We start from the raw sequence: 19,843 nt of genomic DNA, 5'->3' as shown, positions 1-19,843 counted from the left end.
CCGATGAGCTCATCTTTCCTGTGAATCTCCTCGAGGGCCTTCCGAAGCTCTTCCCGGGTTGATTCATTGATGCTTGACACTATTGTTCTCCAGTCCTGGGACGTCCGCCGCAGGCGGCCCTTCCGGCTCGACGATGCCGCATCGTCAGGAGGTCTCGGCGAGATAGTCGATCAGCTGGCCGACCGTGGGCCTGCGGAAGAGGACCGCGATGTCGATCTCCTGCCCGACCCTCGTCTCCAGGGTCTGCTTGATATCGCTCAGGCGCAGCGAGGTGAGGCCGAGGTCGAAGAACCCCACGTCCAGCGGCAGGTCCTCGTCCTCCTCCATGTACAGCGCCGACTTGAACTCCTCGGTCACCAGGACCTCAAGGGCCTTCCTGAATTCATGCGGAGGCAATTCGCGCAACTCCTCGAGAGATACACCCTGATACTCCACGGAAACTCCTCCACATCGTCAGATGAAGCACTCGCCGTTAAATTCAATCACCTGTTGCTGACACCCGCCTGACGCCCAGCTGACGCGAACTCGCAGCCCCTTCATCCCATTTCGCGGACTAGGTTCTGGTGCTACCGTTGCACCATGAAAGAAGATGGCTTCGACACACTCGAAGAGCTTGACAACGTACTTGAATTACTGGGGATTTCCCGCGATCCCGCGGTAAGTGAGTTGACGATCACAGGCAGCGATCCGGTGCTTCCGTCCACGATCCGAATGGGATCGGCGATAGGAATTTCCCTGCTTTCGGTCTCCGTCGCGGCGGCCCAGATCTGGCACGAGCGGACCGGCCGTGCGCAGAGCCTCGACATCGATCTTCCCCAGGCCCTGCACCAGATCACGCCCTACCTCGGCGGCGGGAACCGGCTGGGCGGCTACGGCTCCAACATGGGCTCGATCCTGGGCGGCGACGGGCAGACCGGTCCCCTCGTCTGGGACTTCTACCGGACGGCGGACGACCGCTGGGTCATCGTCATCGCCTGTTACCCCCGGACCCGCGACGAGATGCTGGACCTCCTCGGCACCCCGCACACCCGGGAGCGCATCGCCGCGGCCGTGGCGACCTGGAACTCCTGGGAACTGGAGGAGGCCGCGGCCGCCCGGGGCGTGCCGCTCGCCGTGGTGCGCACCCGCGAGGAGTTCCTCGCCCACCCGCAGGGCAAGGCGATCCTGTCCGAGCCCGTGGTGTCCATCGAACGGGTCGGCGATGCCCCGCCGCGGCCGCTGCCGTCCGGCCCCCGGCCGCTGTCCGGGCTGCGCTGCCTGCAGTTCACCCACATCTTCGCGGGCACCGCGGCGGGCCGTGCGCTCGCCGAGCACGGGGCGGACGCCCTCCACGTGTGCGAGCCCAACGCCTTCGACCACGACCTGTGCTGGAACGAGTGCGGCGTCGGCCTGCGCTCGACCCGCCTGGACCTCAAGGACAGGGACGGTGAGGGCCGGCGCACCTTCGACGAACTGCTGCGCACCGCCGACGTCTTCGTGCACAACCACAGGGCGTCGAAGATGGCCCGGCTCGGCCTCACTCCCGAGGAGTGCATCGAGATGGCGCCGGGCCTCATCCACCTGTCCGTCAGCGCGTACGGGGAGAACGGGCCCTGGCACGACCGGGGCGGGTTCGACCACCAGGGCCAGGCGCTGGTGGGCATCAACTGGAACGAGCGCCAGGGCGACGAGCCCCAGGTGCCGCCCGGGCGGATGCTCAACGACTACCTCGCCGCCAACTTCGCCGCGGCGGGCGTCATGGCCGCGGCCGTCCGCCGGGCCCGCGAGGGCGGCAGCTACCGGGTGCACGTCTCGCTGGCCGGCGTCGCCAACTGGGCGTGGGAACTGGGCATCCTGTCCCGGGAGTCCATCGCGCACCTGGGCGCCGACACCCTCCCGCCCGAGCCCGAGTGGCTCGTCCACGACACCCCGATGGGCGAGTTCCGGCACGTCGCCCCGGCCGTACGGCTGAGCGAGACCCCCGCCGGCTGGGACGACACGGTCCTGGTGCCGCGCGGCTCCTCCCGGCCCGAGTGGCGGGCCCCCCACCCGGCCTGAGCCGCCCCACGCACCGCGATCCCGAACACCTCACCGTTTCCAAGGAGTCACGATGCCTCGCATGCCCTACAAGGACGCCGACGCCCTGCCCGAGTCGATGCGGGCCCTGAGCCAGGGCAGGATCATCAACGTGTACCGGATGCTGCTGCACTCCCAGCAGACCGTGGAACAGATCGCCCGGCTCGGTTCCGCCCTCTTCGCCACCGGCGCCTCGCTGAGCGCCGTCGACCGCGAGCTGCTCATCCTCAACTTCGGCCTGCACTACGAGGCCGAGTACGAATGGGCCCAGCACGTGTCCATCTCGGCGGCCGTCGGGGTCACCGACGAGCAGCGCGTCGCCCTGCGGCAGGGCGACACCGACGCCGACGTCTTCACCCCGGCGCAGCGGGCCCTGCTCCGGTTCTCCGGCGCCGTCGCCGACGGGCCGACCGTCAAGGACGACGTCCACGCGGCGGTCCGTGAGCACTACAGCGAGGAGCAGGTCGTCGAGACGCTGGTGCTGGCGGGCTTCTACTTCCTCCTCGGCCGTGTCTGCACCGTGCTGGACGTCGACATCGACGCGTCGGACGGCTACGAGGTCGTCCGCCAGGCGCTGCGCCTCCAGGGGCAGTAGCACCCGCCGGGTTCCGGAAAGCCCTGCGCCCCGGGGCCGGGAGGCCGAACGCCTCCCGGCCCCGGGGCGCACCCGTGGGGGCTCAGGCCCTTGCGGCCAGCCGCCGGCGCAGATGGCGGTCCAGGCTGTTCTGGACGGCGAGGGCGTGCTCGAAGAGATAGAAGTGGTCCCCCGGGAACTCCGTGGCGCCGAGGAACTCCGGGGTCAGCCCGGCCCAGGCCTCCAGGGCGCCGGGCCCGAGGGTGGGGTCGGACGTCCCTCCGTAGGCCGCGATGGGGCAGGAGACGGCGGCGCCGTCCTCGGTGTAGTCCGCCGCGACGACGAAGTCCCCGCGCAGGGAGGGCATCACCGCGGCCAGCATGTCCCGGCTGACCGGAACTTCGTCCGGAATGAGCCCGAACTCGGCGACACGGTCGAGGATCTGCTGGTCCGTCATGTCCGCTACGCCCTCCAGCTCCTTGGACGCGACGAGGCCGGGGGCCCAGCCGGAGACGCCCAGCAGCTCGGGGCCCTGCCCGCCGTTCCGCTCGATCTCCACCGTCAGCCGGTAGGCGAGCAGCGCGCCGAAGCTGTGGCCGAAGACGACGTACGGCCTGCCGTCGAGCTCCGCCTCCAGCGCCTCCTGGAGTTCGGCGAGGAGCGGCTCGATCCGGGTGAACACCGGCTCGTCCAGCCGTTCCTGCCGACCGGGCAGCTGCAGGGCCCGGCATTCGATCCCCGAGGAGACGGTGGCCGCCCACATCCGGTAGGTCAGCGAGGTGCCGCCCGCGTGCGGAAAGAGGAACAGCTGCGCCTCGGCGTCCAGCGAGGGGTCGGGTGACGAGAACCAAGGGGCCCGCCGCGGCCCCGTGCCCGTGGTCATGTGATCTCCGTTCAGTCGATGGCACGCGTCACGGCAGCGGCGCCTCGGGGATCCCCGCGACCGCGCCGTCGGGCCGGCCGCCCCCGGGCACGCTCCCGCACGCCCCGCCTGACGGCCGAGTCAACCAGCCCCCGCTGACATGTCGCTGATCGGCGGACCTCCCCTTCGCCCGCACACCCTGGGACACCCTTAGGCGGTTTTTACCCCTCTTCTCCTTGAATGAGTGGATGAGTGCCATGAGGGAAGAATCCCGCATGGGCGTCATTCAGGGGGAAGTCGCCTGATTTATGTGAATCCAGGGGGACATGTGAATACCGATGTGACCGTTCTCGGTCTCGGGCCGATGGGGTCGGCGCTGGCCGGCGCCTTCGTCGCCGCGGGACACCGCACGACGGTGTGGAACCGCACGCCCGGCAAGGCGGAGCCGTTGGTACGGCAGGGCGCCGTGGAGGCGGGGTCGGCCGGTGAGGCCCTGGCGGCGAGCCCGCTGGCCGTGGTGAGCCTGTCGACGTACGAGGCCGTCCGGGAGGTGCTGCGCCCCGCGGCCGGCGACCTCGCGGGCCGGACGCTGGTCAACCTCACCTCGGGGCCGCCCGTGTGCGCACGGGAGATGGACGCCTGGGCCGGACGGGCCGGCGCCGCCTACCTCGACGGTGTGGTCATGACGACCCCGTCCGGCATCGGCCGTCGGGACTTCCTGCAGCTCTACGCCGGCTCGGCGGCGGCCTTCGAGCGGCATCGCGAGACGCTCGCCGCGCTGGGCGACGCCACGTACGTGGGCGCCGACCCGGCCCTGTCGTCCGTGTACGACACCACACTGCTGTGCCAGATGTGGTCCACGCTCACCGGCTGGCTGCACAGCGTGGTGCTCATCGGCGCCGACGGTCCCGGCGGCAACGTGACCGCGACGGAATACACCGAGGTGGCCAACCGCTGGATGGACACCGTGCGCTCCTTCATGAGCGCGTACGCACCCCAGGTGGACTCGGGCGAGTACCCCAGCGGCGACTTCCCGCTGGATCTCCACCGCTCGACGATGCGCATCCTCGCCCACGCCTGCGAGCTCCGCGGGGCCGACACCGGCATGTCGGAGCTCTTCAGCGCACTGACCGAGCGCGCGATCGCCGCCGGGCACGGCGGCGACAGCTACGCGCGCCTGGTGGAGTTCGTACGACGGGAGGTCCGGCCGGAAGCGACCCTGTCCTGACCCGGCACGGGCGAGCCCGTGCTCACTTGCGGGCGATCACCATCGACTCGGGCCCGGCCAGGTGACGCACCCTGCTCTCACGGAACCCCGTGTCCGCCAGCCAGGCCCGGCAGTCGGCGCCGGTGTACTCGAAGCCGCCGGGCGTCTCCAGGAGCATCGTGAGGCTCATGAGCAGCCCGGGAACGTTCCGGCGGCGTTCGTCGTCGATGAGCGTTTCGTAGACGATGAGGAAGCCGCCCTCCGGCAGCGCTTCGTACGCCTTGCCCAGCAGCGTCTTCGCCCTGGCCAGGGTCCAGTTGCTCAGGATGTGCCCGAGGATCAGCACGTCGGCCCCGGGCAGCGGTTCGGCGAAGAAGTCGCCGGCGCGGAACGAGACCCGGCCGGCGAGGCCGGCCCCCTCCACCCGGCGCCGGAAGCCGGGGCCCACGGCGGCCAGGTCGAAGCCCGTGCCGCGCAGATGGGGATGACGCCGCAGCAGATGGGTCAGCACGGTGCCGTCGGCGCAGCCGATGTCGGCGACGGTGCGATGGGCGGACCAGTCGAAGGCCTCGGCGAGGGCATGGGCCGAGCGCAGGGACAGGCCGGTCATGGCCTGCTGGAAGGCGTCGAGGCGGTCGGCGTCGTCGTAGAGGTCGGCGTAGATGCCCTCCTCGCCGGCCGCGATCTCGTTCTGCGGCTCCCCCGTGCGCAGGCCCGCGTCGAGCCTTCCCCAGAGGTCGTACATACGGGCGTCGCTCATCTCCAGCAGGCCGCCCAGGTAGGCGGGCTCGCCGCGGACGAGGTGGCGGGCGGCGACGGGGGCGTTCGCGTAGACGCCGTCGGCGCGCTCCAGGACGCCCAGAGCGACGAGGGCGTCGAAGTAGTCGCGAGCGGAGCGGGGATGCAATCGCAGGCGGGCGCGCAGTTCCTCGCCACTCAGCGGCCCCTCGGCCAGCTCCGTGAAGAGGCCGAGGCGGGCGGCGACGAGCAGGGCCTTCGACGCCATGAAACCGGTGGCGACCTCCAGGAGACGGTCGATCTCCGAGGGAGTCCCGGGGGCGTTCTCCGAGGCGGTCTCCGGAGCGGTCTCCGGGCCGGGGAGCGTGTCGCTCATGGGTTCCTCACAGGGAACTCGCAGAGAAATGGTCGGACATTTCTCAGCTACCCACCGTGTGCCCGGTTCAGGCCCTTTCGCCGGTACCGCCGAGCCGCGCTCAGCTCGTGCGTACGTGCGAACCGGCGCCGCCCGCCGGGTGCGGGCGGCCGCGGTTCAGTGGTCGGAGTAGCTGAAGTCGCCCACGGTCCAGGCGCTGACGTCCTCGATCGCGACGCGGTACATCCCGCCCGTCTCGGGGATCCCGATGCTGCCCTGCAGGATCCGGGCGACGTGGAAGTGCAGATGCGTGGGCGGCTCACCGCGCTCGGCCCGGCCCTGGGGCCGGTCGGCGGTGAAGATCCCGGAGAACGGACCCAGACGGTCGGAGTCCGTCAGGACCTCCGACACTCGCTCCTTCCATACGGATTCCGGGGCCAGCCGCCCGGTGATGACAGTGCCGCCGGTGACCACGGTCAGGGACATCTGATTGCTTTGCTCGGACTCCACCTTGGTGGCCACGTCAACGAGCAGTGCGTCAGGGCTCGACATGAGAGCCGATTCTATTCGCCGACCCGGCCGCCCGGGTGGGCCCGGCCCGGCCTCCTGCCCTCAGTCGCACGAAGGCGACCCCGGGGTCACGCGCCCACAGGTCAGGATTCCCCCTAAAAGGAACAATCAAAACCATACATCCACATTATGCAGATATGATATGCGTCATGGCCAAGTCCGGACAGTCGCGCCTCCACCGCCCCCGTGGCCGGTGGTCCCTCGTGCAGCTGTCCCCGGTGATCCTCACCGTGGTCATCGCCGGCCTGGCCTACTCCACGCCCCCGGACATGGCCTTCAGCCGCATCCTGCCCGCGGCCCCCGCTCTGGCGGCCGCCATGTGGCCCGTGCTGCCCACCGTGCTGCTGGGGACGGTCTGCTTTCTGCTCATGATCGGCCTGAGCCTCGTGTTCCCCGGCCTGGGCGCGTGGTACACCGTGGCGGGCATCGTCGCGGTCACCGTGGCGGCCGCGTACGGAAGTCATGTGCGGCTCCAGCGGGAGCAGTCCCTCTTCCAGGTCCGGCTCGTCGCCGACGCGGCGCAGATGGTGGTCCTGAGCCCGATGCCGCGCCGCTTCGGGGGCATCGAGATCGAGTCGCTGTACCTCGCGGCCGCGGCGGAGGCCCGTATCGGCGGCGACTTCTACGAGGCGGTCGACACCCCCTACGGGGTCCGGTTGATCATCGGCGATGTGCGGGGCAAGGGCCTGCCCGCGGTGGGCACGGCGGCGGCGGTGGTCAACGCCTTCCGGGAGGCGGCCTACGACGAACCCGACCTCGGCGGCATCGCGCGCCGCCTGGAGGCCAGCAGCGCCCGCTACAGCGCCGCGTTCGCCACCGAGGACCTGATGGAGAGCTTCACCACCGCCGTACTCGTCGAGATCCCGCACGACAGGTGCCACATCAGAATCCTCAACTGCGGGCACCCCCCGCCGCTGCTCCTGAACCGTGAGGGACTGCGCGTCCTGAGTCCCACCGCTCCCTCGCCGCTGCTCAACCTCGCCGGGCTGATCGGCGACAACTACAGCATCGACACCTTCGACTGCGCCCCCGACGACCAGCTGCTCCTCTACACCGACGGCGTCACCGAGGCCCGCGACCGCGGCGGCCAGTTCTTCCCGCTGACGGACTGGATGCGGCGGCAGCAGCCCCCGGTACGGCCCCGGGAACTGCTCGACGGCCTCCACCGCGACCTCCTGCGCTACAGCAGCGGAGGCCTCGACGACGACCTCGCCGCCCTCGCCGTACGCCTGCGCGACGCCCCGGACGCGTGAGGGGGCCACCGCCTCCCCGGCCGGCCCAACCCGCCGGGGGCGCGTGCGGGCGCCGCTCAGCTGTCCTTGTGGGCGACGACCAGCACCTCGTTGACACCGTCCGGAAGCGCGACCGTCTCGGGGCGGAAGCCGGTCTCCTTCAGCCAGGCGTGGCACTCGTCCACGGAGTACTCCCGGCCGCCGTTGGACCACACGAGCATGCTCAGGCTCGCCAGCGTCGCGTACAGCGAGGGCACGGCGTCGCCGACCATGGGGTCGTAGACGATCACCGCGCCTCCGGGCCGCACGGCCCGGTGGGCGCTGCGCAGCAGCCTGAGCCGGTCCTCCGGGCCCCAGTTGTGCAGGACGTGGCCGAAGACCAGCACATCGGCCTCGGGCAGCGGGTCGGCGAAGAAGTCGCCCCCGTGGAAGGAGACCGCCGCCGTGCCGCCGAGGCCGGCCATGTGCGCGTCGAAGGACGGCTCGAGCGGCGGCAGGTCGAAGACGGTGCCGGTCAGGTGCGGGTGGCGGGAGACGAGTTCATGGGCGATGTTGCCGCGGGCGCCGCCCACGTCCACGAACGACGTCCAGCGGCTCCAGTCGAGGTCGGCGAGGTGCGCGGCGATGCCCGAGTTGAACATGTCCATGCTGTCGAGGAAGAGGTCGGTGGCGGGCTTGTCCTCGTAGAGCGAGTGGTAGGGGTTGCCCTCGCGGGCCGCCCGGTTCTGCGGCTCCCCGGTGCGCAGCGCCTCACCCAGGCCGTCCCAGGCGGGGTTCAGTTCCCGCTGGCAGAACTGCAGGTAGCCGCCCATGAAACCGGGCCGGCCGCGCACCAGGTGCTGCTCGGCGGCGGGACCGTTGGCGTACCGCCCGCCGTCGGTCTCCAGCAGCCCCAGGCCCACGAGCCCCACGAAGAAGGACTCCGCGCCCGGCATGCGGTGGCCCAGGCGCGCGGCCAGCTCGTCGGCCGTGGCGGGCGAGCCCGACAGGTGGGTGAAGAGGTCGGCGTCCATGGCGGTCAGCAGGAGCTTGGTCTGCCAGTGACCGAACAGGATGCCCATGACCTGGCCGGCGCCGGCGCCGTCGGCGGGCTGGGCGGGCTGGGCGGGCTGCTCGGGGCGGCTGGAGTGGGAGTTCATGTGTGGAGGCCCTCCTCGGGCGGAACGGAGTGAGCTGCGGGCGGAAGGGGGGTGGCGCCGGGCCGGTCAGACGGCCGGGCCGGCGAGGCTGAGGTGGTGGCGGTAGCGGGCCCCGGCGTCGCCGCCGCCGGCGTGCGCCAGCAGCGGCTCGATCACCGCGTCGATGTGCGCGACGGCCTCCTCCTCGGAGACCCACTCGGAGAGGACGAGCACGCTCGCGTCGTCGGTGCCGACGTGGAAGTTGGCGGCGATCGCACCGGGGTACGCCCGCTCCTCCCCCTCGGTCTCCTCCTCCGAGGACAGCAGGGCGTCGGTCCACTCCCGGGCCGAGACGCCGTCGGCCATCGTGAAGAAGGCCCCGGGGAAGCACTCGGCGACCACGCCCGGGTCCGGGGCGGCCACCGGGCGTACGACGCGGTAGAGGTGGAAGACGGCGGGCTCGGGCACGGCGGTGTCGAGCACTCCCCAGCCGGGCTTGCCACGGGAGACGCTCGTCCCGTCCCGCAGCGACTCCCGCAGGGCCTCCTCGGACGACCACTGCGCGTAGGTCAGGAGGGAACGACCATCCGTGCTCGTGTAGCAGTTGAGGGAGACGAGCCCTTCGGGCCATCCGCCGGCGCGCCAGTGCGCGACGACGGCGTCCGCCGCGGCGCGCTGCCGCGCGGGGCCGTCCACGGGCACGATGGCGACGAGTACGGCGGCGACGTCGGGACGTTCGAATACCGGTCGCGGCCCGGCTGCAATGGACATCCTCGGCTCCTCAAGACGGTGGCCCACACACGTGCTCGCCCATCTTCGGCAGCGCTCCGAAAAGATCCGACAACCGCTTTTCAAGAAATCCGTGAACTCGTGTCAGTTCTTTCCGGCAGGGCGCGGGCACTGTCAATTCACTGTCAGCGGAGTCATAAATACCGTCGCGCCACGGCGAACGGGCCGGAGCCGGCGGAACGGTGGGCAGTCGGCGGCGGGGCCGGGAGGGCGGGCGCCGAAGGGACTCCCGGCTGAACGCACCCGTACAATTCGGCGCCCCTGACGGTAAGATGTGCGGGTGACGACCCGAGGGCGCATCGACAAACGGCACGCGATCCTGAACGCCGCGTTCACCGTCTTCTCCCGCAAGGGCTACTCCCAGTCCTGCGTGAACGAGATCGCGGCCGAGGCGGGCGTCGCCAAGCCGACGGTCTACAACCACCTGGACAGCAAGGAGAACCTGTTCCGGCATGCCATGACCGCCGCGGCCGAGGGCGCCATGGCCCGCAACCTCGCCGCGATCGAGGGGCTGCGGGACGCGGGCGGCGAGCTGCGCGGCGCGCTGGAGGAGCTGGGCCTCCAGCTCCTGCTGTGCTACGCCAACGAGCAGTCCTGGGCCCTGCGGAGGCTGCTGTACGCCGAGGTCACCCAGTTCCCCGACCTCCTCGACATCGTCCTCGGCAACGGCACCAACCGCCTCGCCGAGGCCCTGGCCGACCGCCTCGCCCGGCTGACGCTCACCGGCCGGCTGCGGGTGACCGACCCGGCCGCGGCCGCCGAGCAGTTCCTCGCCCTGCTCACCGGACCCGTCGACATCCGCTCGCGTCTGGGCACCCGGCCGCTGACCGAACCGGAACTGCGGGACGTGGCCGGGAACGCCGTCAGCACATTCCTGCTGGCATTCGCCGCCGAGGACGCCCGGGCCGCGGCCGCCACCTGAATTTGACGGCGAATTGGTCGACTTCACGCGTTCTTGTAAGGAGAGCGATTGAAGCCCCTGCGAGTCTCCTCCTAGCTTGGCAGACGGCCAACGGCCCGAATCGCCGAGGAGGCACGCAGCAGATGACCGCCCCACACCCCGGTACCTGCCCTTTCCACGCCGCGGATTTCTCCGCCGAACGCCTGGACATGGATCCGCGATACGCCCGGTTACGGCTGACGGAACCCGTGGCGAGGGTGACGATGCCCTACGGCGGCGACGCCTGGCTGGTCACCCGCCACGAGGACGCCCGGACCGTCCTCGCCGACCCCCGCTTCTCCCGCGCCGCCGCGGCGGGCCGGGACATTCCGCGCAGCACCCCGCTGCCCGACCAGCAGAACGCCTCGCTGCTGAGCCTGGACCCGCCGGAGCACAGCCGGCTGCGACGGCTGGTGACCAAGGCCTTCACCCACCGCAGGGTGAGCGCCATGCGGCCGCGCGTCCAGGAGATCGTCGACGGCATGGTCGACCGGATGACCGAGACCGGGCCGCCCGCCGACCTGGTCTCCGCCCTCGCCTGGCCGCTGCCCCTCACCGTGATCTGCGAGATCCTCGGCGTCCCGGCGGAGGACCACGGGCTGTTCCGGGACTGGATCGACCGGTCGGTGGCCCTGTCCGCCGACGACCCGGAGACCATCAAGGAGGCCGACAACGCCCTTTTCTCCTATGTCTCCGGCCTCGTCGAGCGGCGCCGGGCCGCCCCCGCCGACGACCTGCTGGGACAGCTGGTGGTCGCGCGGGACGAGGGCGACCGGCTCAGCGAGCTCGAGCTGGTCGTCTTCGGGGTCAACCTGCTCATCGCCGGGCAGGAGACCACCGCCAACGAGCTGGGGAACTTCCTGCACACCCTGCTGAGCCGCCGGGAGCACTGGGAGGCGCTGACCGCCGACCCGTCCCTGATCCCCTCGGCCGTCGAGGAGTTGCTGCGTCACATCCCGCTGGAGGCGAGCGTCGGCGGGCTGGGGTTCCCCCGCGTCGCCCTCGAGGACGTCGAGCTCGGCGGCCGGACCGTCCGCGCGGGGGACACCGTCGTGGTTCCCAACGCCTCGGCGAACCGGGACGGAAGCGTCTTCGACCGGCCGGACGAGCTGGTGCTCGACCGGGAGCGCAACCCGCATCTGACCTTCGGGCACGGCGCCCACCACTGCCTCGGCGCCCCGCTGGCCCGGCTGGAGCTCCAGGTGGCCCTCGAGACGCTGGTCCGGCGCCTGCCGTCGCTGCGCCTGGACGTCCCGGCGGACGAGGTGGCGTGGAAGGCGAACCGGATGATGCGGGGGCCCGAGGCGCTTCCGGTGGCCTGGTAGCCCCGCCACGGGCGCCGGACGGGCTCGGGGAGCCCGTCCGGCGTCACGCTCGCCCTCGGACGGTCCTCAGGCGGCGGTCCTCTCCCGCGGGGCCAGGGCCAGCGCCAGGATCGCGCAGACGACCAGCGCCGTGGCGGTCGCGGCGGCGATCACCGTGAAGGCCGACCGGTAGCCGCCGTCCAGCGCGGAGAAGAACACCGAGCCCATCACGGCCACGCCCAGCGACCCTCCGAACTGCTGGGTCGTGCTCCAGATGCCCGAGGCGGTGCCCACATGCCGGGGCGGCACCGCGGAGGTGAACAGCGTCACCAGCGGCGGGATGATCAGGTTGAGCGCGGCGCCGAGCACGACCAGGCCGGGTACGAGCGACCAGGACGAGACCGTTCCGCCGGCCGCGCGGGCGGCGACGAGGACGCCCAGCGTGCCCACGGCGAACAGCAGGCAGCCCGCCATCACCACGCCCCGGCCGAAGCGGACGGTCAGCCGGCCGGCGACCACGGCGGTGAACAGGCTCCCCACGCAGAAGGACACCGTGACCAGGCCGGCGCGCAGCGGGCTGTAGCCCTGCCCGTCCTGGAGCCAGAGGGTGAGCACGAGCAGGAAGCCGTTGTAGCTGGCGAAGGCGAGCAGCAGGACGGCGAGTCCTCCGCTGAAGGAGCGGTCGCGGAAGAGCCCGGCCGGCAGCAGGGGCGCGTTGCGCCGCCCTCCCCCGCGCTCCTCGGCCAGGGCCAGCGCCACGATGGCGACGACCCCGGCGGCCAGCGACAGCCAGCACCAGACGGGCCAGCCGTACTGGCGGCCCTCCATCAGCGGGAAGACGACGGCGACCAGGCCGACGGTGAGCACGGCGGCGGACAGCAGGTTGGGCCGGGTGCCGCCGGGCACCTTCGTCTCGGGCACCAGCCAGGCGCCGAAGGCGATCACCAGTGCGGCGACGGGCACGTTGACCAGGAACAGGGTGCGCCATCCGAGGTCGCCGACGTTGGCGGTGATGAGGACGCCGCCCACGACCAGGCCCAGCGCCTGCGCCATGCCGGCGACGATGCCGAACAGGCCGAAGACGGTGGCGCGTTCGCGCCCCTCGAAGGTGCTCTGCAGGGTGCTCATGACCTGCGGGGCGATGCCGGCGGCGGCCAGGCCCTGGACGACGCGGGCCACGATCAGCTCCGTCGGGCTGTCGGCGAAGCTGCACCAGAGGCTGGCCAGACCGAAGAGGGCCACCGCGTAGAGGAAGATCCGTTTGCGGCCCCACACGTCCCCCAGCCGGGCCGTCGTGATCAGCGCGACGGCGAAGGCCAGCAGGTAGGAGGCGGAGATCCACTCCAGCTGGGTCGGACTCGCGTCCAACTCCCGCTGGATGGTGGGTAACGCGACGTTGACGATCGTGACGTCCAGCAGGTCCATCAGGAAGGCCACCGTCAGCACGGCCGCCGCCGCCCACCGGCGCGGGTACGGCCCCGCGGCTCCCGGCTCGGTCACGGCTTCGGCGGATACGGCGGGGGAGGCCGGTTCGACGCTCACAGCAGGTCTCCAACTCGGCTCGGTACACTGGAGTATCTGAACTAGTGGGTTCAATTTAGTGACCGAGCCGGTAGCCCGCAAGGTGGTTGGAGGTCGTGCCGATGCCCAAGGTCGTTTCAGGACGGGCCCGTTGACGCGGGCGCCGTCAGCGCGCCAGCATCGTCTCGGTCGCCTCGTGCAGCCGGGCCGCGTCGCCCGCATCGAAGGACGGGTGCCCCAGTCCGATCGGCCGGTTCTCCGCGTACGCGCTCAGCCGCGCCGCGGGCGGGGCGTCGATGAGGGCGGCGATCGGCACGATGCCCTGCTCCACGGGCTTGCCGAACTTCTTCATCATCTCGATGTGGGCCGCGGTCTCGGCGTCGTAGTCACCGGAGAAGCTCGTCGACACGCTGCCCGGGTTGATCAGGACGTACCGGACCCGGCCGGCCGCGTGCCGCTCGGCGAAGGAGACGCCGAGCAGGTCGTTGGCCTTGCCGCCCTGGTTCAGCGCCTCAACGCCGTCGTAGCCGCGGGCGAGGCCGAAGTCGTCCCAGTGGACCCGGCCCATCGGAGTGCCGGGCCCGGCCACGTTCATGATGACGGGCCGCTCGGCCTTCTCCAGTTCCCCGATGAGCCCGTGGCTCAGCAGGAAACGGCTCAGGTAGAAGAGCGCGAAAGTGCGCTCGAAACCTTCGGAGGTCTGCCGACGGATGCTGCTGTAGTGCCGGGCGCACAGCACGAGCGCGTCCACCACGGGGAAGTTCTCCCTGATGTGCTCGATCACCCGCCGGTTCTCGGCGACAAGGGCGAGATCGGCCTTGACGAAGAACGCCCGGTCGTCCGCTCCGATTTCCCGGGCGGAGTCCAGTAATGCCTTTCCTTTCTTCACGTCGCGGCCGAGGATCACCACCCTTTCGCCACGCCTCAGATAGGCGAGGGCCAGTGCCCTGCCCATCCCGTCGGTGCCGCCCTGAATCACCATGGTGCGCATCCGGAAAACCTCCCTGAACGGCGGCGAGAGATACTCAACTCGCCTTTGCCGACCCGGAGTTGGGCCGACTGCGCGTCAACGTACCACGCTGCCGAAGAGGCGGTAGCGCTTGAATCCGATGGGCCGGACACCAGGGATGTCGTTGCTGGCGCGCAGTGTCGAAGCCCGGCTCGCGCCGTCCAGGAATACGTCGTGCGCGGCGTCCGACGTCCATTCGGCGTAATTGAGCACGCGGGTGCCGTCCACGCTGGCGTGGAAATTGACGGAGATCATGCCCGGGTGTTGTGCGAGCGGCATGTTCTCGAGCGTGCCGACGAGCGAGCCGATGACGTGCTCCTGCCGTTCCGCGCCGTCGACGTCGAAGGCGGCGACGACCACGCAGCCCGTCTCCCGGGGAGCGGCATCGGGCACGACGGTCCGGTGCAGCCGGTATTCGACGGCGCCCGTCCGCGCGGCGGGGCCGAGCGAGCGCACGAAGGGCGCGTACGCCCTGGCGTCGTCGCACTGGGCATAGGTCAGTACGGTCTCGTCGTCGGCGCTGAGGAAACAGCTGAAGGACAGAATTCCCCGCGGCCACGGCGTGCCGCTCCATTGGTCGAGGAGTTCCCCGAGCACGGCGGTGCCGTGTTGGCGGCCGGGTACGTGGCGATGGCTGACGAACACCGCCCCGGCGTCGGCACGGCGGACGTCCGGCAGGGCGGCGGTGGCGGGCGAGGTCATGGCGCCTCCTGGGCGTGGTGGTCGGGGGTTCCGGCGCCCGGGGCCGGTGCGCGCAGCCCGGCGACGGCCGTCACCAGGCCCACGGCCGAGACCGCGGTGAGCAGCGACAGGGCCGGCCGGTAGCCGTCGTGGGCCGTCAGCAGCGCGCCGACCGCCGGCAGCGTCAGGACGCCGCCGAGCTGGACCCCGGTCTGGTAGAGCGGCACCGCGCGGCCCCGTCGCGCCGCCGGGACGGTGGCGGTGGCCTGCATGTTGAGCGCCGCGAAGGCGAGGACGAAGCCCGCCTCGACCAGTAGCAGGACGGGCAGCATCCCCGTGGCGTACGGCCGCCCCTCCGGCCGCCACAGGTACAGCGCGCAGCCCGCGAAGGGCGTGAGCGCCCCGAGGGCGACGAGCCGGGCGGTGCCGTGGCGGGCGACCAGCCGGCCGGCGAACGGGACGGTCACCGCCAGCGGGACGCACGCGGGCAGCAGCGCCAGCGCGCACTTCCACGGCGCCCAGCCGAACCGTTCCTGGCACTGGAAGGTGACCAGCAGCAGCAGACCGGCGTAGGTGCCGTTGAGGGAGGCGGCGCCCAGGGCCGAACGCCGCAGCCGGCCGTCGCGCAGCAGGCAGGGCCGGGGCCCGGCCGGGGCGCCGGCGTCCGGCGGGTCCGGCGGGTCGGGCGGGTCGGGCGGGTCGGGCGGGAGAAGTCGCAGCCCGAGCAGCATCAGGGCCAGGGCCACCGGGGCCGGGAAGAGGAACGTCCAGCGCCAGCCGGCCTCCAGCAGCGCCCCGGACAGCAGCGCGCCCACGGTGAAGCCGGCGGCCCCGAAGAGGGAGTAGACGGACACCGCCCTGCGCTGGTCCGGCCCGTCGCGGAACGTGGTGCTGATGATGGCGAGCCCGGTGGGCGCGGTCAGCGCGGCGCACAGGCCCTTGAGGATCCGGGTGGCGATCAGGAGCGCGGGGCCGTCGGCGAGCCCGCCGGCCACCGAGGCGGCGGCGAAGACGGCCATGGCCGCCAGGTAGGCGCGGCGGCGTCCCCACCGGGCGGTGATCCACGCCCCCAGGGGCAGCAGCGCGGCGAAGCCGAGCGCGAACCCGCTCATCAGCCACTGCACGGTCAGCGGCGACATGCCGAGGTCGGCGCCGATGGAGGGCAGGGCGACCAGCACCACCGACACCTCGATCGCGTCGAGGACCATGTTCCCCGAGAGGATGAACAGCAGGGCCCACAGCCGCCCGTCCCAACGCCCGGCACCGGTGGCGGTACGGGCCGCCGTGGTCGTGCCCGGTCCCCGACGCGGTGCGTCCGGCGTCACCCTTCGCCTCCCGCGTCGGTCGCGCGTTCGATCAGCCGGACGGCGGCGGCCGCGTCGGCGTCGAGGGCGCGCGGGGACAGGTCGTGGGCGACGACGCGGAGCGCGCCCGGCGGCCCTCCGGGCATCGCCAGGGCGGCCGCGGCGGCGGTGCCGGGGCGGGCCGCCACATTGCGTACGAGCCAGCCCCGGGGCCGGGCCGGGGCGGCGGCGTCCGTGCGTTCGCCCAGGTAGTCGGCGGCCGGGGAGCGGTTGAGGCCGGTGCCCAGGCCCTTGAGATAGGCCTCCTTGCGCGTCCACAACCGCCCGAAGGCCCCGGCCCGTTCCGCCTCCGGCAGGGCGGCCAGCTCCGCCCGCTCCGCCGGGTGCAGGGCGCTTCGGCACGCCTCCGCGGTGTCCGCCGACGGCATCGCCTCGGCGTCGACGCCCACCGGCGACGCGGCGACGGCGACGAGGACCAAGCCGCGGGTGTGCGTCAGCGAGAAATACGTCCCGCCGTGCGCCGGAGCCAGGACCGGGCGGCCGTGCGGGCCGCCGCAGCGGACACACGGCGCCCGCCGCAGAGGGATCCGGCCCGGCGGCACGCCGAGGTGGGCGGCCAGCACCCGCCGCAGCGCGACGTGCGCCGCCGTGTAGCGCCGCCGGTCCGCCGGCCGGACGAAGGAGCGGGCCCGCCGCAGTTCCGCGGCGTCGAGCTCCGCGGCGGCCACGGCCGTGAGGTCCGGCCAGGGGCCGGGCAGCGCCCACAGGCGCACTTCCCCGGCCCGCAGGGGCCGGGCCGCGGGGGCGGCGAGGGTCGGGTGGGCGGTCACCAGGCCAGCACCTGCCCGTCCGCGGTGCCGTCCTCGCCGAGGAAGGCGGCCGTCGGCCCGTCCTCCCCCAGGGTGGCCAGCAGCACGGGGATCCGCGCGCCCTCGTCGGGGGTGAGGTCGCCCTGGTGGTCGTTGATGTCGGTGGCCACGAAACCGGGCGAGCAGGCGTTGACCAGGATGCCCGTGCCGCGCAGCTCGTTGGCGTAGGTCACGGTGATCGCGTTCAGGGCGGCCTTGGAGGTGTTGTAGTCCAGTACCGCCGGGAAGACCCCGGGCGGGAAGACCCCCGAGGGGTCGTCGCGTCGCGCCGCGTGGGTGATGGAGCCCAGCAGGCTGCTGATGTTGACGACGCGGCCGGCCGGTGAGCGGCGCAGCAGCGGGAGGAAGGCGTTGGTGACCGTGATGACGCCGAAGACGTTGGTCTCGTAGGTCCGTCGCACCTCCTCGAGCGGCGTGGCGCTGGGAAGCCGCACCGGGGCGCCGGTCCCGGCGTTGTTGACCAGGGCGTCGAGCCGGCCGGCCTCGTCCGCGACGCTGCGGGCGGCGAGGGCGACGGAGTGCTCGTCGGTGACGTCGAGGCTCAGGAAGCGGGCGTCGAGTCCCTCGGCGCGCAGGTCGTCCTCGGCCGCCTTGCCCCGGCCGTCGTCCCGGGCGCCCAGGTAGACGGTCATGCCCAGCAGGCCCAGGCGCCGGGCGACCGCGCGTCCGATGCCCTTGTTGGCGCCGGTGACCAGGGCGACGCCGGCCGTCATCCGCCCGCTCCGAGCAGGGTGCCGCCGCTGGCGTCGACGTAGGAGCCGGTGATCCAGCGGGCCTCGTCGGTGGCGAGGAAGGTGACCACGTCGGCGACGTCGCCCGCCTCGCCGACCCGTTTGAAGGCCGACAGCTGGGACATCTGCTCCACGGCTTCGGGGATGTCGAAGACGGCGGAGCCGTTGTCGGTGATGCCGGGGGCCACGCTGTTGACGGTGATGTTGCGGGGGGCGACGTGGCGGGCGAGGTGCAGGGTGATCTGCTCGATGGCCCCCTTCGTCATCGCGTACGCGATCTGGTGGGGCGTCGAGCAACGGGTGAGCCCCGAGGTGATGTTGATGATGCGGCCGCCGTCGGGCATCCGCTCCAGGGCGCGCTGGACGATGAAGAACGGCGCCTTGGCGTTCACGGACCAGTTCCGGTCGAGGGCTTCGGGGGTGACGTCCTGCGGCGCGATGCCGTCGTTGCCGGTGACCGCCGCGTTGTTCACCACGATGTCGAGGGCGGTGTCGCCCGTGCGCTCCTTGAGCCCCTGGTCCAGGCCCAGGAACAGCTCGTGCACGTCGCCGGGGGTGCCGAGTTCGGCGCGCACCGGGAAGGCGCGGCCGCCGTCCTTCTCGATGAGGGCGACGGTCTCGCGGGCCGCGTCCTCGTTGGTCGCGTAGTGCACGGCGACCAGGGCGCCCTCGCGGGCCAGCCGCACGGCGACCGCCCGTCCGATGCCGCGGCTGGAGCCGGTGACGAGCGCCGTCCTGTGCACGAGCCTTGCCATGCGGGAACTCCTGTGTGTCGGTGTCGAAGTGGACCGGTCCCGGTGCGGCGTGACCGCCGCCGGGGCCGTGGTGCGGCCGTCCAGGCCGCTGATGCCGCGGGCGAGGTGCGCGGCCGCGGCGTCGATCCCCAGCAGTTCGCCGAAGACCTCGCGCAGCCCCTCGGTCTCCGGCCCGCCGAACAGCAGCCGCTCCTGGGCCTCGATGCCGGTCAGGGTGCGGGCGCCGACGGGATGGCGGGCCTCGTGGTAGCCGTCGAGCGGCGCGTCCCCGCCGGCGCCGGTGACCGCCGCGGCGAGCCGGGGCCCGAGGTCCGCCGCGTCCTGCAGGCCGAGGTTGAGGGCCTGGCCGCCGACCGGCATCTGGACGTGGGCGGCGTCGCCCGCGAGGAACACCCGGTCCCGGCGGTAACGCGTCGCCTGGCGGCTGGCGTTGTCGAACCGGTTGATCCATACGGGCGTGCCGGCGCCGATGTCCTCGCCGGTCACCGCGGCCCAGGCCGCGACGACCTCGGCGAAGTCCGGCTCGCCGGCGGCGGGCCCGGCCCCGTAGCGGTGGATCATCAGGCGGGTGGTGCCGTCGGGGCGGCGGAAGGCCGTGGCCACGCCGTCCGGGTAGCGGCGCAGCCGCCGGCCGGGGATGTCGATGCCCGCCACATCGGCGCGCAGCATCTCGCGGGTGGCGGCCCGTCCGGCGACCTCGAATCCGGCCAGCCGGCGTACGGTGCTCCGCTCCCCGTCGCAGCCCACGACGTACCGGGCGGTGTGCCGCCGCGACGTGCCGTCCGGCCCGGCCGAGACGACCTCGACGCGGTCGGCGTGCGCGGTCAGCCCGGTCACCGTGCTCCCCCGCCGGACGACGGCGCCGAGCCCGGCGGCCCATTCCTGCAGGACGGGCTCCAGGTGGGACTGCAGGCACTCCCACTGCCCGGCGAACCGGTGGCCCGGGCCCGCCGCCGCCAGGTCGAGCGGCAGCCCTCCGAAGTGGCCGGGCCCGACGGCCCGCAGGGGGCCGAGCCGGGCCAGGACGCCGCGCTCCTCGAGGATCTCCATGGTGCGGGTGTGCAGGATGGAGGCCCGGGATTCCGTCGTGGGCCGGGCCAGCCGCTCCAGTACGGTCACCCGGGCGCCGCCCGTGCGCAGCTCCCCCGCCAGCAGCAGCCCGACCGGGCCGGCGCCGACGACGATCACATCCGTGTCCGGCACCTGCGTCTTTGGTGTGTGCGCCATGC

The 19,843-nt window shown here is 72.4% G+C and carries 19 protein-coding genes; 6 read left to right on the top strand and 13 right to left on the bottom strand.

Annotation, left to right across the window (positions count from 1 at the left end; all coding sequences use genetic code 11):
* Positions 1-144: 144 nt before the first annotated feature.
* Positions 145-435, bottom strand: coding sequence for an acyl carrier protein (locus AB4K12_RS12565; RefSeq protein WP_107431148.1), 291 nt, complete (start codon positions 433-435; stop codon positions 145-147).
* A 276-nt stretch (positions 436-711) separates the two neighbouring features.
* Here AB4K12_RS12565 and AB4K12_RS12560 point away from each other — a divergent pair, with 276 nt between their 5' ends.
* Positions 712-2,037, top strand: coding sequence for a CoA transferase (locus tag AB4K12_RS12560; protein WP_368434275.1), 1,326 nt, complete (start codon positions 712-714; stop codon positions 2,035-2,037).
* A gap of 52 nt (positions 2,038-2,089) precedes the next feature.
* On the top strand, positions 2,090-2,650 hold the full coding sequence (locus AB4K12_RS12555; protein WP_368434274.1) for a carboxymuconolactone decarboxylase family protein: 561 nt from the start codon (positions 2,090-2,092) through the stop codon (positions 2,648-2,650).
* Between the two features lie 82 nt (positions 2,651-2,732).
* On the opposite strand, the gene AB4K12_RS12550 is transcribed toward AB4K12_RS12555, so the two are convergent.
* Positions 2,733-3,512 (bottom strand): thioesterase II family protein, encoded by a 780-nt coding sequence (locus AB4K12_RS12550; protein ID WP_368434273.1) that lies wholly within the window; start codon positions 3,510-3,512, stop codon positions 2,733-2,735.
* A gap of 319 nt (positions 3,513-3,831) precedes the next feature.
* On the opposite strand from AB4K12_RS12550, the gene AB4K12_RS12545 reads away from it, so the two are divergent.
* Positions 3,832-4,719: an NAD(P)-dependent oxidoreductase gene (locus AB4K12_RS12545; RefSeq protein ID WP_368434272.1), complete on the top strand. Its 888-nt coding sequence runs from the start codon at positions 3,832-3,834 to the stop codon at positions 4,717-4,719.
* 22 nt (positions 4,720-4,741) lie between these two features.
* Here AB4K12_RS12545 and AB4K12_RS12540 read toward each other — a convergent pair whose 3' ends face one another.
* Positions 4,742-5,812, bottom strand: coding sequence for a methyltransferase (locus AB4K12_RS12540; RefSeq protein WP_368434271.1), 1,071 nt, complete (start codon positions 5,810-5,812; stop codon positions 4,742-4,744).
* A gap of 156 nt (positions 5,813-5,968) precedes the next feature.
* The gene (locus AB4K12_RS12535; protein ID WP_368434270.1) at positions 5,969-6,343 is read right to left on the bottom strand and encodes a hypothetical protein; all 375 of its coding nucleotides are present in this window, start codon (positions 6,341-6,343) and stop codon (positions 5,969-5,971) included.
* Positions 6,344-6,510: 167 nt separating this feature from the next.
* On the opposite strand from AB4K12_RS12535, the gene AB4K12_RS12530 reads away from it, so the two are divergent.
* Positions 6,511-7,614 (top strand): PP2C family protein-serine/threonine phosphatase, encoded by a 1,104-nt coding sequence (locus tag AB4K12_RS12530; protein WP_368434269.1) that lies wholly within the window; start codon positions 6,511-6,513, stop codon positions 7,612-7,614.
* A 56-nt stretch (positions 7,615-7,670) separates the two neighbouring features.
* Here AB4K12_RS12530 and AB4K12_RS12525 read toward each other — a convergent pair whose 3' ends face one another.
* Positions 7,671-8,732 (bottom strand): methyltransferase, encoded by a 1,062-nt coding sequence (locus AB4K12_RS12525; RefSeq protein ID WP_368434268.1) that lies wholly within the window; start codon positions 8,730-8,732, stop codon positions 7,671-7,673.
* Between the two features lie 66 nt (positions 8,733-8,798).
* Positions 8,799-9,482 (bottom strand): hypothetical protein, encoded by a 684-nt coding sequence (locus AB4K12_RS12520; RefSeq protein WP_368434267.1) that lies wholly within the window; start codon positions 9,480-9,482, stop codon positions 8,799-8,801.
* Positions 9,483-9,780: 298 nt separating this feature from the next.
* Between AB4K12_RS12520 and AB4K12_RS12515 the strand changes: the two genes are divergently transcribed.
* Entirely contained in the window at positions 9,781-10,422 is a 642-nt protein-coding gene (locus AB4K12_RS12515; protein ID WP_368434266.1) for a TetR/AcrR family transcriptional regulator, read from the top strand.
* Positions 10,423-10,544: 122 nt separating this feature from the next.
* Entirely contained in the window at positions 10,545-11,765 is a 1,221-nt protein-coding gene (locus AB4K12_RS12510) for a cytochrome P450 (RefSeq protein ID WP_368434265.1), read from the top strand.
* Positions 11,766-11,831: 66 nt separating this feature from the next.
* Here the strand turns inward: AB4K12_RS12510 and AB4K12_RS12505 are convergent, their stop codons facing one another.
* The 7 genes from AB4K12_RS12505 to AB4K12_RS12475 all read right to left on the bottom strand — a co-directional run bounded on the left by AB4K12_RS12505 (position 11,832) and on the right by AB4K12_RS12475 (position 19,841).
* The gene (locus tag AB4K12_RS12505; RefSeq protein WP_368434264.1) at positions 11,832-13,286 is read right to left on the bottom strand and encodes an MFS transporter; all 1,455 of its coding nucleotides are present in this window, start codon (positions 13,284-13,286) and stop codon (positions 11,832-11,834) included.
* Positions 13,287-13,431: 145 nt separating this feature from the next.
* Positions 13,432-14,256: an SDR family NAD(P)-dependent oxidoreductase gene (locus AB4K12_RS12500; protein ID WP_368434263.1), complete on the bottom strand. Its 825-nt coding sequence runs from the start codon at positions 14,254-14,256 to the stop codon at positions 13,432-13,434.
* Positions 14,257-14,331: 75 nt separating this feature from the next.
* Positions 14,332-14,976, bottom strand: a complete 645-nt coding sequence (locus tag AB4K12_RS12495; RefSeq protein WP_368434262.1) for a hypothetical protein — start codon at positions 14,974-14,976, stop codon at positions 14,332-14,334.
* Positions 14,973-16,280, bottom strand: a complete 1,308-nt coding sequence (locus AB4K12_RS12490; RefSeq protein ID WP_368434261.1) for an MFS transporter — start codon at positions 16,278-16,280, stop codon at positions 14,973-14,975. Before AB4K12_RS12490 ends, AB4K12_RS12495 begins: the two co-directional genes overlap by 4 nt.
* Positions 16,277-17,089, bottom strand: a complete 813-nt coding sequence (locus tag AB4K12_RS12485) for a 4'-phosphopantetheinyl transferase superfamily protein (RefSeq protein ID WP_368434260.1) — start codon at positions 17,087-17,089, stop codon at positions 16,277-16,279. Before AB4K12_RS12485 ends, AB4K12_RS12490 begins: the two co-directional genes overlap by 4 nt.
* Positions 17,086-17,841: an SDR family oxidoreductase gene (locus AB4K12_RS12480; protein ID WP_368434259.1), complete on the bottom strand. Its 756-nt coding sequence runs from the start codon at positions 17,839-17,841 to the stop codon at positions 17,086-17,088. Before AB4K12_RS12480 ends, AB4K12_RS12485 begins: the two co-directional genes overlap by 4 nt.
* Positions 17,838-19,841: an SDR family oxidoreductase gene (locus AB4K12_RS12475; RefSeq protein ID WP_368434258.1), complete on the bottom strand. Its 2,004-nt coding sequence runs from the start codon at positions 19,839-19,841 to the stop codon at positions 17,838-17,840. Before AB4K12_RS12475 ends, AB4K12_RS12480 begins: the two co-directional genes overlap by 4 nt.
* Between the last annotated feature and the right edge of the window lie 2 nt (positions 19,842-19,843).

Source organism: Streptomyces sp. C36 (genome assembly GCF_040932295.1).
Taxonomy (GTDB): domain Bacteria; phylum Actinomycetota; class Actinomycetes; order Streptomycetales; family Streptomycetaceae; genus Streptomyces; species Streptomyces triculaminicus.
This window is presented reverse-complemented; position numbering and strand designations above follow the sequence as displayed.

Coding starts and splice junctions, on each gene's coding strand:
- AB4K12_RS12560 (WP_368434275.1), top strand. CDS start 712: ATGGGATCGGCGATAGGAATTTCCCTGCTTTCGGTCTCCGTCGCGGCG.
- AB4K12_RS12555 (WP_368434274.1), top strand. CDS start 2,090: ATGCCTCGCATGCCCTACAAGGACGCCGACGCCCTGCCCGAGTCGATG.
- AB4K12_RS12550 (WP_368434273.1), bottom strand. CDS start 3,512: ATGACCACGGGCACGGGGCCGCGGCGGGCCCCTTGGTTCTCGTCACCC.
- AB4K12_RS12540 (WP_368434271.1), bottom strand. CDS start 5,812: ATGAGCGACACGCTCCCCGGCCCGGAGACCGCTCCGGAGACCGCCTCG.
- AB4K12_RS12535 (WP_368434270.1), bottom strand. CDS start 6,343: ATGTCGAGCCCTGACGCACTGCTCGTTGACGTGGCCACCAAGGTGGAG.
- AB4K12_RS12530 (WP_368434269.1), top strand. CDS start 6,511: ATGGCCAAGTCCGGACAGTCGCGCCTCCACCGCCCCCGTGGCCGGTGG.
- AB4K12_RS12525 (WP_368434268.1), bottom strand. CDS start 8,732: ATGAACTCCCACTCCAGCCGCCCCGAGCAGCCCGCCCAGCCCGCCCAG.
- AB4K12_RS12520 (WP_368434267.1), bottom strand. CDS start 9,482: ATGTCCATTGCAGCCGGGCCGCGACCGGTATTCGAACGTCCCGACGTC.
- AB4K12_RS12510 (WP_368434265.1), top strand. CDS start 10,545: ATGACCGCCCCACACCCCGGTACCTGCCCTTTCCACGCCGCGGATTTC.
- AB4K12_RS12500 (WP_368434263.1), bottom strand. CDS start 14,256: ATGCGCACCATGGTGATTCAGGGCGGCACCGACGGGATGGGCAGGGCA.
- AB4K12_RS12495 (WP_368434262.1), bottom strand. CDS start 14,976: ATGACCTCGCCCGCCACCGCCGCCCTGCCGGACGTCCGCCGTGCCGAC.
- AB4K12_RS12480 (WP_368434259.1), bottom strand. CDS start 17,841: ATGACGGCCGGCGTCGCCCTGGTCACCGGCGCCAACAAGGGCATCGGA.
- AB4K12_RS12475 (WP_368434258.1), bottom strand. CDS start 19,841: ATGGCGCACACACCAAAGACGCAGGTGCCGGACACGGATGTGATCGTC.